Origin of the sequence: Shewanella sp. UCD-KL12 (genome assembly GCF_001957125.1) — a bacterium.
GTDB lineage: Bacteria > Pseudomonadota > Gammaproteobacteria > Enterobacterales > Shewanellaceae > Shewanella.
Genome location: NZ_MPHJ01000001.1, coordinates 1,305,679 through 1,321,525, shown reverse-complemented (window position 1 = coordinate 1,321,525; position 15,847 = coordinate 1,305,679). Strand labels below are relative to the sequence as shown.

The window sequence follows — 15,847 nt, the reverse complement described above, 5'->3', positions numbered from 1 at the left end:
TAACAGAAATGCGCACCTTGCCTAGACACCTGCCGTGAGGCTTTGTTATTAATGCTAGGCCCGTAATGCAACGAAATATAGTCGTTTGATGACCTTATTTTAGAAGAAATATGTCATCATGAAACGGATGTTAATTAATGCAACTCAATCTGAAGAGTTGCGCGTAGCCCTAGTTGATGGGCAACAGCTTTATGATCTAGATATTGAAAGCCCAGGTCATGAACAGAAAAAAGCCAACATCTACAAGGGTAAAATCACTCGCGTAGAGCCTTCTTTAGAAGCAGCTTTTGTTGACTATGGTGCTGAGCGCCATGGCTTTTTACCCCTTAAAGAGATTGCAAGAGAGTACTTCCCTAAAGGTTACTCCTTCCAAGGTCGCCCAAATATTAAAGAGGTGATTAAAGAAGGTCAGGAAGTTATCGTTCAAATTGATAAAGAAGAGCGTGGCAATAAAGGTGCAGCGCTAACAACTTTCATCAGTTTAGCGGGTTCTTACCTTGTTCTTATGCCTAACAACCCTCGTGCAGGTGGGATTTCTCGTCGTATCGAAGGTGATGAACGCACAGAGCTTAAAGCCGCACTATCACAGCTAGAAGTGCCAAATGGCATGGGACTGATTGTCCGTACCGCTGGTGTTGGTAAAGATTCTGCAGAACTTGCATGGGATCTTAAAGTTCTAGAGCACCACTGGGCTGCGATTAAAGAAGCCTCAGAAGGTCGCCCTGCGCCTTTCCTTATTCACCAAGAGAGTAACGTGATTGTAAGAGCAATCCGTGACTATTTACGTCGTGATGTCGGTGAAGTGCTTATCGATCACCCACGTATTTTCGAAGAAGCTAAGCAGCATGTATCCCTTGTTCGTCCTGACTTTGTGGACAGAATTAAGCGTTATGAAGCTGAAGTACCTTTGTTTACTCACTTCCAAATTGAAACTCAGATTGAATCGGCATTCCAGCGTGAAGTCCGCCTTCCATCAGGTGGTTCAATCGTTATTGATCCAACAGAAGCACTTACCTCAATTGATATTAACTCTGCTCGTGCAACTAAGGGCGGTGATATTGAGGAAACAGCGCTGAACACCAACCTTGAAGCTGCTGACGAAGTTGCTCGCCAACTACGTCTTCGCGATTTAGGTGGGCTTGTTGTTATCGACTTTATCGATATGACTCCAGTGCGTAACCAACGTGAAGTTGAGAATAGAATGCGCGATGCCGTGCATTTAGACAGAGCACGCGTACAGCTAGGTCGAATCTCTCGCTTTGGCCTAATGGAGATGTCACGTCAGCGTCTACGACCGTCTCTAGAAGAATCAGCTGCACACCTATGTCCTCGTTGTCATGGTCAAGGTACAATTCGTGGTACAGAGTCTTTGGCGCTATCAATTCTACGTCTTATGGAAGAGGAAGCGATTAAAGAGAACACCTCTCAAATCGAAGCCATCGTTCCTGTCGATGTTGCCGCCTTCTTGCTCAATGAAAAACGTAAAGCGATTCGCATTACAGAGCAGCGCCATGATGTTGAAGTGTATGTGATCCCAGATCCAAACATGACAACGCCTGATTACCGTGTCGTTCGTCACCGTAAAGATGACCAAATCAGTGAATCAAGCTACAAACTGCTTGATCAACCTGAAGCGAAACTTTATGAGCCTCGTAAGCTTGAACGTGCAGCACCACCGCAACCTGCACTAAAAGGTTTCTCTGCGCCAACAAAAGCGCCAGAAACCAAAGCAGAAGTAAAACCTGCTGCTGAAACTAAAGCTGAGCCTGGCATGATTGCCAAATTCTTTGCTGCTATCGGCGCCATGTTCAAAGGCGAAGAGAAGAAAGAAGAGCCAAAGAAACCAGCTGCTCGCAGTAATCAAAACCGCAATCGCCGTCCATCTCGCAAAAATGACTCTCGTCGTAATGACACACGTCGTAACCGCGATGATAAAGAGCAGACAGGCGAGAAGAGTGAGCGTAATCCACGTAATAACCGCAATAAACGCCCAGATAACAAAGATGAGCGTAACAAGAGTGACCAAGGCAAACGTCAAGCTAATAATGACAATAAAGCCTCACGTGGTTCTCAAAACCGTGATGATAGTGAACAGCCTAAACAAGAAGTGGCTAGAGAGCGTCGTCAACGCCGCAATATGCGTCGAAAGGTACGTGTTGAAACTGAGCAGGCACAGAAACCTGATGAGCAATCAAGCCAGCAGGCTGAAGCTGTAGTTGCTAGCAAGGAGGAGAAAAACACTCGTCCTAAGCGCCAACCTCGCAAGCCGAAGCAAAAAACTGAAGCTACTGAGAAGGCCCTTGATGTTTCAGCCACTGTTGAAAGCACTGATGCAAAACAGGCTGATGTAAAATCGAGCCCAGCTAAAGCTAAGGCAAAAGTTGAAACGCCAGTTGTTGAAACTAAAGAGGCTCAGCTAGATAGCGCTGTCGCACCTGAAGTTGAAGCGACTAATGATGACAAGCAAGAGCCACGTGAAGGACAGCGTCGTAGTCGTCGCAGCCCAAGACATTTACGTGCAGCTGGCCAGCGTCGTCGTAGAGACGAAGACACTGATGAAACAAACGTTGAATCAGCACCAGTATTTGTATCTAACGAAACAGAGGTTGAAGCGCAGGCAAGAGAGCTTGCTGCATCAGAAGCTACTCAACAAACCAGTTCATCACAAGCCATGAAACCGGCTAACATTGAACCTGCTCACGTTGAATCTGCTGAAGTTAACACTGTTGAAATAAAGGCAGAAGTAAACCAGAGTGCTGAACAAGAAACGGTTCAAGCTGACGCGGTAGTTTCTGCGCCAATCGTTGAAAACGAAACACGCGCAGTATCAGCATCAAGTGCAGCAGCAGCACCAGCAAAACCTGCGCCTATTGCACCTGCTCCTGTAACGACTGCAAAGGTTGCTAAGACTGAAACGACAGACGAAGCGCCTAAACCAGTTAAAGCTAAGGTTGCTGAGAAGAAAGTTGCTAAGGCTTCTGCAAAAAGCGCTTCTGCTGCTGCAGCCAAACCAGCGGCACTTGCACCTAAGGTGGTTAACGCAGAAGAAACTGCAACAACTAAGCCAGCAGAAGTTGCAGCCACTAAAGCTGAAGCAAAACCAGCGCCAAAGAAGCGTACTGTGACGAAGAAGAGCTCTGCGACATCAGCAGCGTCTTCACCAAGTAAGCCTGTTATAGCAACAGCAGCCCCTGTTGAGGTTGCCGCTAAGCCTGAAGTAACTGCAGACAATGTTCAGCCAGTTGAAGTTGAAACAGTCAAGCCTGTAGGTACGCAACCTGAAACGGCTAAGCCAGAAGCTGCTAAAGCTGAAGTCACTGCGCCTGTAGCTAAAGCTGATGTTGTTGAAACAGCACCTGTTGTTGAAGCACCGGTTATCGAAGCACCAGTACCTGTGGCAGAAGCCGCTGCAAAACCTGTTGCTAAGGTCGAGACTAAGCCAATGGCACCAAAGAGCAATAGCCGCTTTGGTACTATGGTAACTTCTGATATGACAGCACCTGTCGTTGAAACACGCGCTAATATTGACACTCCTGCTGGTCGTCAATATGAAACGTCTACTGATAGCGAAACTTCAGAAAAACCTCGAGTATCTAACAGTGCAAACTCGGAAATGGCTCGCCCTTAAGTTATAATTAAGCCATTCAAAATAAGCCATGCCTTAGTGCATGGCTTTTTTATGTTCATTGCGCGGATTATTTGTTAGAATTCGCGACCAAAATTCAATCTAAATCAACAATATTACAACAGAGGCTAAATGTTCGATCTCATTCGTCACAAAACTGCCAGTAGTAAAGCAGATCTGCTTTCAGGCTTAACAGTTGCACTTGCACTTATACCTGAAGCGGTGGCTTTTGCTTTCGTCGCAGGTGTAGAGCCAATGGTTGGTTTGTACGCTGCATTTATCATGGGTTTAATCACGGCGCTCATCGGTGGCCGTCCAGGAATGATTTCTGGTGCAACAGGCGCTATGGCCGTTGTAATGGTGGCACTCGTTGCAGAACACGGTGTCCAATATCTATTTGCTGCGGTGGTGTTAGCAGGCTTGATCCAAGTTACCTGTGGCCTACTTAAGTTAGGTAAGTTCATCAGAATCGTGCCTTACCCTGTCATGATAGGCTTTGTAAATGGCTTGGCAATTGTCATTTTCTTAGCCCAGCTAGGACAGTTTAAAGCCCCTGATGCAAATGGAATATTAACTTGGTTGCCGATGGAGCAGCTCACCTTGATGTTAGGTCTTGTGTTGTTAACTATGGCTATTATCCAGTTTCTGCCTAAGCTAACTTCTGCTATCCCTTCATCATTAGCAGCTATTGTTACAGTTACTGGCCTTGTTGTCTTTCTCGAGCTAGACACTAGAACTGTACTCGACTTTCTTAAGTCGATGAGTGGTGATGAAAATGCCACCATAGCGGGTTCATTACCGACATTCTCTATTCCAGCAGTCTCCTTCTCGTTAGAGACTCTGTATATCATTCTTCCCTACTCACTTATCTTAGCTGCAGTTGGTTTGATTGAGTCACTGTTAACATTAACTGTTATCGATGAGATGACAAATAGCCGTGGTAAAGGTAACAAAGAGTGTATCGGACAAGGCGTTGGTAACATTACCAGTGGTTTCTTTGGCGCTATGGGCGGCTGTGCCATGATTGGTCAGTCTATGATCAACATCAACTCTGGTGGACGCGGACGACTTTCAGGTATCACAGCAGCGCTTGCATTGCTTGCTTTTATTCTTTTTGGTTCAGCATTAATCGAAATGATCCCACTTGCAGCGCTAGTCGGTGTGATGTTTATGGTGGTATTAGGTACGTTTGAATGGGCAAGCTTTAAGGTTATGCGCAAAGTACCAAAACATGATGCCTTCGTCATTATCTTAGTCACTATCGTTACTGTATTTACCGATCTCGCTTTCGCAGTATTCGTTGGTGTCATTGTGTCTGCGCTAGTATTTGCTTGGGAACACGCTAAGCACATCAATGTTGACATCTCTGAAGATGAAAACGGTTGGAAAGTGTATAAGCTTAACGGTCCACTGTTCTTCGGTTCAGTCGCTGAGTTTTTAGAGCTATTCCACTCTAATACCGATCCTGAGGATGTCATTGTCGACTTCCAAAACTCTCGAGTGTGTGATCATTCAGCCCTTGATGCCATCGACACCCTTGCCGAGCGTTACGTTTCTTCGGGTAAAAGGCTTCACTTACGTCATCTGAGTAATGACTGTAAGCAACTGCTTCACAAGGCAGGCGATCTGGTTGAAGTAAACCTAATCGAAGATCCTCATTACAAGATTGCCGATGATAAGCTAGATTAAGCGGTTAATAACTAATTGACAGTAAAAAGGCGAGCAATGCTCGCCTTTTTTGTACTCCACCAGTTATTAAGCCATCCATTCTTACTTAAGTTTATCGGCGAATATCATCTTAATCTTTTCAACTTTTGGCCTTATCACCATCTGGCAATAAGGCTGCTCGCCATTTTGTTCATAATAATCTTGGTGATAATTCTCAGCCTTATAAAACGTAGAAAAAGCACTCACCTCAGTGTTCACTGGCGCTGGCCATAACTTAGATAGATTAAGTTCTTCAATCATCTCATTAGTCAATGAAGCTTGTTTTTCACTGTGAATAAAGACAACAGAGCGATATTGTGGCCCGACATCATTACCTTGCCGGTTCAAAGTTGTTGGATCATGGCTTTGCCAAAACACAGCCAGTAAGTCCTTAAACTTAATCACGTTAGGATTAAATTCAATATGTACCACTTCTGCATGCGCTGTGGCGCCGCTGCATACTGCTTTATAGTTCGCAGTTTGCGCATCGCCACCACTATAGCCAGATTCAACCTTTATCACCCCATTAAGGCTAGTAAACATGGCTTCAAGACACCAAAAACATCCACCTCCAAATGTCGCAAATTCATTTTGATTCAGGCGAGCTAGCTCATCGAGCGGTTTAAAGGACATAGACACAGAATTAACACAATGACGAATATTATTCTCTGTAAGCCGTTCCCCCTCAAATACATGACCTAAGTGACCATCACATTGCGCACAGACAATTTCAACCCTTTGACCATCAGCATCAGGAAGACGCTTTATGGCGCCATCAATCTCATTATCAAACGCTGGCCAGCCACAATGTGCGTTAAATTTATGCTCTGATAGATAAAGCGGGGCTTCACATCGCTTACATAGGTATACGCCTTTTGCATCATGGAGGTGAAACTCTCCGCTAAATGGACGCTCGGTCCCTTTATCTTCAATGACATACCGCTCAAATTCAGTCAATTTACGCATTCTTTGTACTCTTTAAATTTGTGCTTTTTCAAAACCTGGGGCTTAATAGACCTTTATTCTGATTATTGTATTTCACCCATAGAGTGAAAAATAAAACAAAGTACCCACTCATAATTCTAGACAACTTATGAAATTATTTTCAGTTAACCCGTTCTAGCCTATCTCATTCTATTGACTTAAGTATTTCACAAAAAAAATATAACTCCTCATAGTAACAAACAATAGCCTTGTGATTTCCATCACACTTAATTGCCCCTTAGCTTAGCCCTAGTTAAACTAGTGTGGGGTTTTAATAATTACAAGATAAGAAGATCATAATGAAACTAGAAACTATCGATTATCAAGCAGCTGAAAGTGCAGCAAAGTTCGTACAATCTCTCAAAGAAACAGGCTTCGGTGTACTGTCAAATCATCCCATAGATAAAGCGTTAGTCGAGAATATTTACACTGAGTGGCAGGCTTTTTTTAACAGCGAAGAAAAACAGAATTTTCTATTTAAACCTGAAACACAAGATGGATTCTTTCCTGCTGAAATATCTGAAACAGCCAAAGGTCACACAGTTAAAGATATTAAAGAGTACTTCCATGTTTACCCTTGGGGGCGCATTCCTGAATCATTAAAAGAGAATATACTGACATATTATCAACGTGCAAATGAATTGGCTGAAGAACTTTTGAAATGGATTGAGGAGCATACACCTGCAGAAGTCGCGGTAAATTACTCAATCGCACTCCCAAAAATGATCGAGAATAGCCAAAAAACTCTTTTGCGAGTCTTACATTACCCAGGTATGACAGGTGATGAAGAGGCAGGTGCTATTCGCGCTGCGGCACATGAAGATATAAACCTTATTACCTTATTGCCTGCGGCCAATGAGCCCGGCCTTCAGGTAAAGGGCCAGGACGGTGAATGGATAGATGTTCCTTGTGATTTTGGTAACCTCATCATCAATATAGGTGACATGCTACAAGAAGCCTCGGGGGGCTACTTCCCATCCACAACCCACAGAGTGATAAATCCAGAAGGAACGGACATGAGTAAGCCAAGAGTTTCACTCCCTCTGTTTTTACACCCTAATCCAGAGGTCAAACTATCGAGCAGATACACAGCCGACAGTTACCTGATGGAGAGATTAAGAGAGCTAGGGGTTATATAGCGCTGTTTATCGCCCAAATAAACACATAAGAATGACATCCCTGTCAAATACCCTCATAGTCCTTCCATGGACTCCGGGCATAATGACATCCCTGTCAAATACCCTCATGGTCCTTCCATGGACTCCGGGCATAATGACACCCCTGTCAAAAGCGCCAGTTGGCGCTTTTACTTTTTAATGACTTAAGTAGGAAATTTCCCCCTAACAAGGTAAAATCCCCACATTGATCTACAAAACAGAGTAACAAAATGGCAATTCAGTGGTACCCAGGACACATGCACAAGGCACAAAAAGAGATTGCAGAGGTCATGCCTCAAGTTGATCTTGTGATTGAAGTGCTCGATGCCCGTATACCTTACAGTAGCGAAAACCCTATGGTATCAAGCCTTAGAGGTGATAAGCCTTGTATTAAGTTACTGAATAAATCTGATTTGGCCGACCCAGTAGTCACTCAAGCCTGGATAGAATATCTAGAGCAAGAGCAAGGCGTTAAGGCCATGGCGATTACCACACTGCAACCAGCTCAAGTGAAAAAATTACCAGAACTTTGTCGTAAGTTTGTGCCTAGCCGTGACAAAATTGAGAAAGACATTCGCACCATGATAATGGGAATACCTAATGTAGGTAAATCTACCATTATCAATACGCTCGCTGGACGCATGATTGCCAAAACGGGGAATGAGCCAGCTGTGACAAAAGTGCAGCAAAGGATCAACTTGCGAAATGGTATCGTACTGTCTGACACTCCAGGCATCTTATGGCCTAAGGTCGATAATGACAAAAGTAGTTATCGCCTAGCAATTACAGGTGCTATAAAAGATACCGCTATGGAATATGAAGATGTTGCTATGTTTGCTGCCGAATACTTCCTACACGCTTATCCAGAAGCCATTGCAGAGCGTTACAAGCTAGACTCTCTCCCTAATACTGATATAGAACTGTTAGAAGCTATTGGCCGGAAACGTGGTGCACTACGACCTGGTGGACGGATTGATCTTCATAAGGCGTCTGAATTAGTTTTACACGAATTTCGTTCAGGTAAAATGGGACTACTCTCACTCGAAACACCTGAAATGATTGAAGTTGAAAAGGTTGAAGTCGCTAAGCTTGTTGCAGAGAAAGAAGCAAAGAAACAAGCCCGTAAAGAGAAAGAGGCACTTAAGCGCGCTGGTAAGCGACATAAGTAAAGACGACTGAAATCAGGCTCTATTATCTGTGTCATAGAGCCTGTTAACTCATTCTAGTTACTCGTTGACTTTAATTTTATTTATCAAGTTATCACAACTCTCCTCAATCAAATCAAGAACAAGCTCAAAGCCATTTCCAGCACCATAATAGGGATCGGGGACCTCTTTGTTTTCATCTGCGCCTATGAAGCTCAACATCAATTTTAGCTTATGCTGAAACTCTTCTGGACAAGCAGCCTGTAAGTCCGAAAGGTTAGCGCTATCTGCAGCTAAAATGAGATCAAAGTGTACAAAATCGGCATCCGTTACCTGCCTAGCAGTTTGTCCCTTAAAACTATAGCCACGCTGTTCACCAGCTGCGCGTGAACGAGGATCAGCTTGCTCACCTTGATGATGGGCAATCGTACCTGCAGAATCAACCTCTATCGATAAGCCTGCATCACCAGCTTTTTGACGAAATACAGCCTCACCCGTAGGAGAACGACATATGTTACCCATACATACAAAAAGGACGGAGTTAATTGGTTTCATTTCAATACCTTTTATATTAATTACGCTTGGTTACAATTCAAAGATAAAGCAGAACAGTAGAAAACCACATCATTTTAACTCCTTTAGCTACTATTAAATTCAATCAGTTACAAGACTTTTTGGGGACTTCTTGGAGAGTATTCATTAAAATATTAGCATTTAAACATCACCATTTGCCATAGTAAACTTCAAGGCAACATGCTAAATAAATTCAGAGTCTTATGTAGTTAGATATTTCCATGAGTACAAAAAGCTGGTAAATTTTTAGCACAATTTTGATAAGAAAGTAACAACTGCTATTCTATTAAAAGTTAAATACTGAACGGTTAGGTTGTGAGAAAATCACCACAAGTAACAATGAAAACTAGTTATATAGATAAGAGAAGATAATCTTTATTTCAATCACCTTTTTCAAATTAACAAATATGATTTAGAGTTCTAAATAAAGAAACGAAACAGCCTTGAATACAACTAAAAAACAAATAAGCCACTGATATTAAAAGATTTTAAATCATTACAACAAAGTGGGAACGCCCAAACTCTTGCACATGTACAATAACAATAAGATAACAACAGGTGTGCGACATGAGAGTGTTGTAAGCTTTTTAAACAAATGAGCTAGCCTTACTAAAGTCTCTACATGGCTGGCTAATAAAGTTATGTACCGACCAACACATACAAGATTTGTTTAAACATGCTCACATTATCAAGTAATAGAATGTCCTCCACAACAAGGTAGTTTAACAAAGAGGTATATATGTTCGATATTCTTTTAAAAGAGATCCGTGTTAAACAATCTTTGAGTCAATCAGACGCTATAGAGTCTTTAAGAAGTCTAGACGAGTTCGAAAAGTTGGATAAAGTAACGTATTCGCGCTGGGAAAATGGCCATACGCGCCCTTCAGAAATAAAACAAATCTCTGCAATTTTTCAATTATCTACCATCCAATTGGCAAAAAAATTAGCTAGAACATTTACATTAAAAAATGAGAATGAAACCAAAGTTATCCATAATCGATTTGGTAGTGTGGGAGATAGGACTCTTGATAATTTTTACTTGTCTCACAGACATTTAAGTAAAAAAGTTACATACGAAAAATCACATGTAAACCCTTTGATATCTGAGGCATACCACAATGCGTGGGGAAACAGTTATAATGAGTACAATAAAATTATTGAAGAAGTTGGAATATGTTGCTATTCAATAACAGAGTTTTATCTCGATAAAAAACATTTAGTTGGGCACCAAATAATATACTTTACATGTATTAATAAGCTTGAAAGTATCATAAAAAATATTGGTAATCAGTTTTCACCTAGCAATACATCGATTAAAGGTAGTGATTATGTTGCAGTGCTTGCTTGCAGCCACTCCTCATCAGATGTAATTTTTTTGCAAAATATCTTAGGCGTTTTAGAATATTGCGACAAAAAGAAATTCAAAGCTCGTTATGTATATCTGCGCTTATATAATACAGATCTAAAAGTTTACGCAGAGTCATTAGGTGGTACAGTATCCACATTCGGACCATTATCATCACATGGGCTCACTCATTTCACCAAAACTTATGCTTGGCTAGGTTTTTTAATACCTATGACATCACTAATAAGACAATCTCCAGTTTATGAATCCTATATATAATGTTAATAAAAAATGATTTTACAGTAGAATCATAAATGTACAAACCTTTAACTACTTTGAAGACAGCAATAGCTATATTTTATTCAATACCCAAGCGTTAAGTTAAAACCCTTTAATAGTTAAAACAATATCTCAATAAAGGGCCTGCCTGACAAGGCCCTATATTAATACACTCTAAACCAAGCGAGAACAAAGAAGTATCTTATAGCGCCCACCACTGAATAACATATCCTTCACCACCATTTATACTCTCATGGTAAGTTTTGGCACCTGCAGTATCACCATTACACCCTAAACTCTTAACCCCTCCGAGGGTTATCTCTTTAGGGTTAGTACATAGACCAAACAAGTCCAAATCATGATCATTTTCTCCCCAAAAGCCCCATAAATTATTAAGATACTGACCGTTGTACACTTCATCTACAGAGTAGTGAAAACCGTAAGCTCCTCCATACATAGTCATATCACCTAAAACCTCACCAACATTATTTCTTAGCTCTACAACACGTGAGGATTTATAGATACCGTCGATTTTTACCCCTGCTAATCGCCCAGCAATGCCAGATTCGAAACCAGCGGAGCTAAAATCTACAGAGCCTGTATAAAAATTTACTGGCTCTGTGGTTTGCATGTACCAATCTTGAACAGTATGATCCACATCTCTATTAATAGAATCTATAGATATATCTGATGTGTATGTTACTCGTGAATAAGAAATGCCAAACTTTTTATTCAACTCATCATTGGTCACACGAAAATTATTATAGTCAACTATGCCACTCTCAGTGGTTACTAACCCTCTACCATCGACAAATGAACGACCATTAAACTCAACACCTTTACTCCGTTGGGAGAACTTATCAGTAGAACCACCAAAACGTGTTAAGTTGGTCTTCTCCGAATAGGACCATATTAAAGTATAACCACCAACACTTTTATCCAATTCATCAGCTTCTGCTTGAGATACCATGTCGCATTGAGTTTTATAAGTATATGAATCATCGGCACTTCTCAACCAATATTCACCATCATCAACCGTCAACCCAAAAGGAGAATTATAAGTAGTATATATTTCCTGACAATCCGTAGCAGGAAAGTTATACGAACCAGTTACAATCTCAAAAAAATTATAAATCGAAACATTATGAGCCTTTTGTCCAAAAACATCAGTGCCGACAACTAATAATGTAACATTATAAATCCTTTGTTCTGGAGTAATTGTGAATGATTTATCAGTCGATACTACTTGATCATCAATAACCCAGTTATATTCATATTTACTCACATCACAGTTATCACATATTACTGAAGCACTAATAAGATCATTTACCCCTTCAGTTGCCGTAACATCAGATATAAGTAATTCAGGAGGGTTGCCGATATTTATAATTACATCACCGGCAATATAGGCTCCCGAAGTCGTTTCAACTTCAAAGATAAAATCATCAATACCTAATATATTTTTATGAGGCTTGTAAATAACTTTACTTTCATCAGTTGAGCTTATTGCAACTTCACCATACTGGCCACCTGATACTTTTTTTACTGACACCACCTTACCAGGTCTGATATTTCTAATTATCGATGTGATATCAATTTCAATTGGCATATTAGTATCGGTAGAAAATGTCCTTTTATCAATTGATGCTAATGATAGGTGATTAGCGGGGTTGACAATTATAACCCATTTTTGTAAAACATCATTTATACCATCAGTAAGAACTGTTGAAAATTCATGTACACCTTCTGAATTTACTCCCGTTTTTATCCTTACTCTTGCGTCACCTTTATCAGGGTATATGTCATCGATTTCAACGGTAATTTCATCCACAGACTCTTCTAATGATTTTATAGTTATAATATCTCCATCTGGATCACTTGCAAAACTGTTAACAGTCTTAGTTAGCCAACTATTAGATTCCTCCATTATTATGATATAAGGGTTATTATCTGGTACTGGTGCAAGATTTTCTTTCACATAAAAACGTACAATGCCGCTTGCAAAACCGCCGTTATGGTCACTTATTTCGTAAGTGACATCATGAATGCCAGTACGTTCAAATGTAATGTCAAACTCCGTTGATACTATATTCGTTAAGCTAGTTGGTACAACCTGTGCATCATATGAATACACCCCAACTAATTGAAGTTTATCTCCGTCTGAATCAAAAATACAACTTCCTACTGACTCAGTAGGTTTTCGCTCATAAATACAGTCATCAGAGGTTTGGCTTGCAACATTAATCGTATATTTTTTATTAATAATTAATTCATTATCTCCATTGTCCCGCAGAAAATTATTCGCAACTGGACTCATATTACTACCACCGCCATGGACACTAATATCAATAGAACCAATTTGAAAATCACCATAACCATCTCCATCAAAATCATCTGATAGTGAATACAGTAATCTTGTAATACCACCAACGTCACTAACATCACTACTATAGCTAATTACGCTTTTGTTTAAATCATCAGATTTAACAACCGCCGTGCCTTTCCCAAGCACAAGTACATTATTAGATAACTGATAGCTTTTATTAGCATCATCTTTAGGGAATTGGGTTGCCAATCTAGATGTTAAATCGATATTAACTACTTCTCCAGGTGCAGATATAGACAACTGAATTGGAGGAAGTGTTGTTGACGGAAGCATACGGACACTCGCTCGACTATTTTGTACAACAGGTGAAGCATCCTTAATGATAACTTGGGCTACCATATTATTATTATCATATACTATTCCGGAACTTAAACTTTTCAAAGAATACTTATAACTGCAAAGAGTTGGAGCTTCAAACTTATCCAATGTGAAATTCATGTTTGAAATGAGAAGCGGCTCACATTGTGAGTTTCTTGATATATTTATCAAATCTGAAATTGCTAAAGCTTCACCTGTAGAAATAATATTACGACTACTAAGATCCACAATATTATTTTGATATAATGAGCCTAAATCAATACTATCTTGACTAATCACAATAGCATCTAGTTCAGATGGTGAGATTACTTCAGTTTCATTACTAGTTGTTGAACTTTCACCGCCACACCCTAATAAAGAAAATAGTAATGAAATAATTATACATTTGCGTTGAAAAAAAGTACATGATAATAGGCCCACGGATACTCCTTAACTATCAAAGTAAAAAACACTTGAATCTAAGTTTAAGTTTATGTTTATGTTTATGCTTAAGATTAAACATCTGTTTGAAATATATTTACCCACTTAAAACCAGCCCAACTAAAATATCATAAAATATAAACTTAACCATATTAAAAATCCAAACCAAATATAACATTAAATGAAGCCGAATAACGCCCAGTAATTACTTCGTTAAACTCTCTATTTCTATACCCAACAACCAAATCAAAACTAATAGTATTATGGTTACCGCCCACAGGTACATTCACTATTCCTGAACTACTTAAAACGGCACTCACTACTTTGCCATCATCTCCTACGATCACTTTATTATCACAAGTTGAACAATGAATATAATAAGGGATTATTGACGTTGAATCTGACTCATGAATGAGCGAGTAGTTACCCCCTGTATCAAACTTCATTTTAATACCAGTATCAAAGAATCCAGATGCTACTACATTATATTTAGTTTCCCCTTTAACTTTATCAGTTTCATATTTAGGCTCTATTATCCCTCCGTTTTCTGCCACTACCTCTAATGAAGAAAATACAGAAGGAGTATAACTTATCTGAAAAGTCAAATCGAAACTTAGCTCTCTGTATGTAAAAACATTATGTTTATTATAATAATAGTATCTATACTTTATTATTTCGCTTCCAACGTAAACCCCCTCTGGTAAGCCAGTTAATGTGCTGAAGCTGTGAACTTTAAATATTGGTCTCACAAAATAAAATGGGTTCAACTCGCTTGCAGAGTTGATGAATCTGTTACTAATACAAGAAGACGAATCACTAGTTAACTGAACTTTAGTCCCAGCCAATATATATGTATTGCAAATTCCAGACTCTAGTCCCATAACTGTGTTATTTATTGAATCAGAATTTGAACTACTACCAGCCCAATCAAACTCTAACCCAGTTAATTGAACATGAAGGCTTGCATTTTTTTTATCTGGACCAAATAGGTTGAAATTAAGCTCTTTACTACTAGATGCAGGAAGCCAAGATGAAGTAGGCTCCAAATTTGAAACAAACTCCGAAGCAGTACTTATGTAATTACCTTTATCAAGCCTTGCATTCTCATACTTAACATTATCTCCATTAATATTGATATTAACCGTAATAGCATAAACTGGATGAAGGCATAATATATAAACTATAATTGCAAGAAAACTTTTCATTTGCAACCTACCTAGAGAAACGGCCGTTAGATGGAATGATAATTTTTTGATTATAACTTTCGTCATGATTCAAAATAGATATATTTAGGTTTTCTCCAATAAGCTTCTGAGGAAGTGAATATTTTTTCTCCCTACCTTCAATTAGTGTATAATAAGTGCTACAAGAACCATTCTTAACTCCGGTACAATTGTCAATCAACACCCTTATCAAGGTATTACTATTATTGTGTATAGTAATAACATCATGATCCACGCTAATATCAAATGCAATTTCAGGATTTTCTGACGGAATGATAAAAATTGGTGCGTAACCAACAAAAATGCTAATTGACTGTTGGATATCCTCATCCATAGAATTATATGGCCTAGGTATTAATAATAATTCATAAGTTTTATCCTTATTCACATCACATAATTCTCCGCAAATTGCTCTAACGCCAAGATTTTTGGTTCGACCAGGTTCAATAATAAACCGAGGGTTACTGACTGCTATTCCCCAGCTATCAACATTATCTTTAGTGTATTCCTTCCTTACTATAGACCCATCTTCCTGAGTTATAATTTCTTTAATTTTAGTTTCTATAAAATATGTAGTTTCTTTGTCGTTAGTGATGATAAATGAGCCATTTTTATTTTCATCTGCAATGGTCAACATTTTATCCAGGTAAATTGCATTAGATACCGGAGAACACAAAGTACTAAA

The 15,847-nt window shown here is 39.6% G+C and carries 10 protein-coding genes; 5 read left to right on the top strand and 5 right to left on the bottom strand.

The window, feature by feature from the left end:
• The first annotated feature begins 118 nt into the window (after window positions 1-118).
• Both rne and BM736_RS05585 read left to right on the top strand, forming a co-directional pair.
• Complete coding sequence (gene rne, locus BM736_RS05590; protein ID WP_076409560.1) at window positions 119-3,628, top strand: ribonuclease E; 3,510 nt, start codon at window positions 119-121, stop codon at window positions 3,626-3,628.
• Window positions 3,629-3,757: 129 nt separating this feature from the next.
• The gene (locus BM736_RS05585) at window positions 3,758-5,314 is read left to right on the top strand and encodes a SulP family inorganic anion transporter (RefSeq protein ID WP_076409558.1); all 1,557 of its coding nucleotides are present in this window, start codon (window positions 3,758-3,760) and stop codon (window positions 5,312-5,314) included.
• An 81-nt stretch (window positions 5,315-5,395) separates the two neighbouring features.
• On the opposite strand, the gene BM736_RS05580 is transcribed toward BM736_RS05585, so the two are convergent.
• Window positions 5,396-6,298 carry a bifunctional methionine sulfoxide reductase B/A protein gene (locus BM736_RS05580; protein ID WP_076409556.1) on the bottom strand — a complete coding sequence of 301 codons (903 nt, stop codon included), beginning with the start codon at window positions 6,296-6,298 and terminating at the stop codon, window positions 5,396-5,398.
• Between the two features lie 317 nt (window positions 6,299-6,615).
• Between BM736_RS05580 and BM736_RS05575 the strand changes: the two genes are divergently transcribed.
• Window positions 6,616-7,455 carry an isopenicillin N synthase family oxygenase gene (locus BM736_RS05575; protein WP_076409554.1) on the top strand — a complete coding sequence of 280 codons (840 nt, stop codon included), beginning with the start codon at window positions 6,616-6,618 and terminating at the stop codon, window positions 7,453-7,455.
• Between the two features lie 248 nt (window positions 7,456-7,703).
• A complete protein-coding gene (gene ylqF / locus BM736_RS05570; protein WP_076409552.1) occupies window positions 7,704-8,642 on the top strand; it encodes a ribosome biogenesis GTPase YlqF in 939 nt (312 codons plus the stop codon).
• 57 nt (window positions 8,643-8,699) lie between these two features.
• Here the strand turns inward: ylqF and BM736_RS05565 are convergent, their stop codons facing one another.
• Window positions 8,700-9,173: a low molecular weight protein-tyrosine-phosphatase gene (locus BM736_RS05565; RefSeq protein WP_076409550.1), complete on the bottom strand. Its 474-nt coding sequence runs from the start codon at window positions 9,171-9,173 to the stop codon at window positions 8,700-8,702.
• A 757-nt stretch (window positions 9,174-9,930) separates the two neighbouring features.
• On the opposite strand from BM736_RS05565, the gene BM736_RS05560 reads away from it, so the two are divergent.
• Window positions 9,931-10,815 (top strand): helix-turn-helix transcriptional regulator, encoded by an 885-nt coding sequence (locus BM736_RS05560; protein WP_076409548.1) that lies wholly within the window; start codon window positions 9,931-9,933, stop codon window positions 10,813-10,815.
• A gap of 202 nt (window positions 10,816-11,017) precedes the next feature.
• Here the strand turns inward: BM736_RS05560 and BM736_RS05555 are convergent, their stop codons facing one another.
• The 3 genes from BM736_RS05555 to BM736_RS05545 form a co-directional block, all read right to left on the bottom strand.
• Complete coding sequence (locus BM736_RS05555) at window positions 11,018-13,939, bottom strand: hypothetical protein (protein WP_076409546.1); 2,922 nt, start codon at window positions 13,937-13,939, stop codon at window positions 11,018-11,020.
• A gap of 152 nt (window positions 13,940-14,091) precedes the next feature.
• On the bottom strand, window positions 14,092-15,144 hold the full coding sequence (locus BM736_RS05550) for a hypothetical protein (RefSeq protein ID WP_076409544.1): 1,053 nt from the start codon (window positions 15,142-15,144) through the stop codon (window positions 14,092-14,094).
• A gap of 7 nt (window positions 15,145-15,151) precedes the next feature.
• Complete coding sequence (locus BM736_RS05545) at window positions 15,152-15,799, bottom strand: hypothetical protein (protein WP_256717736.1); 648 nt, start codon at window positions 15,797-15,799, stop codon at window positions 15,152-15,154.
• Between the last annotated feature and the right edge of the window lie 48 nt (window positions 15,800-15,847).

Bases quoted from the DNA above. Each gene is read 5' to 3' on its own strand.
- rne (WP_076409560.1), top strand. From the start codon at position 119: ATGAAACGGATGTTAATTAATGCAACTCAATCTGAAGAGTTGCGCGTA.
- BM736_RS05585 (WP_076409558.1), top strand. From the start codon at position 3,758: ATGTTCGATCTCATTCGTCACAAAACTGCCAGTAGTAAAGCAGATCTG.
- BM736_RS05580 (WP_076409556.1), bottom strand. From the start codon at position 6,298: ATGCGTAAATTGACTGAATTTGAGCGGTATGTCATTGAAGATAAAGGG.
- BM736_RS05575 (WP_076409554.1), top strand. From the start codon at position 6,616: ATGAAACTAGAAACTATCGATTATCAAGCAGCTGAAAGTGCAGCAAAG.
- ylqF (WP_076409552.1), top strand. From the start codon at position 7,704: ATGGCAATTCAGTGGTACCCAGGACACATGCACAAGGCACAAAAAGAG.
- BM736_RS05565 (WP_076409550.1), bottom strand. From the start codon at position 9,173: ATGAAACCAATTAACTCCGTCCTTTTTGTATGTATGGGTAACATATGT.
- BM736_RS05560 (WP_076409548.1), top strand. From the start codon at position 9,931: ATGTTCGATATTCTTTTAAAAGAGATCCGTGTTAAACAATCTTTGAGT.
- BM736_RS05550 (WP_076409544.1), bottom strand. From the start codon at position 15,144: ATGAAAAGTTTTCTTGCAATTATAGTTTATATATTATGCCTTCATCCA.
- BM736_RS05545 (WP_256717736.1), bottom strand. From the start codon at position 15,799: ATGTTGACCATTGCAGATGAAAATAAAAATGGCTCATTTATCATCACT.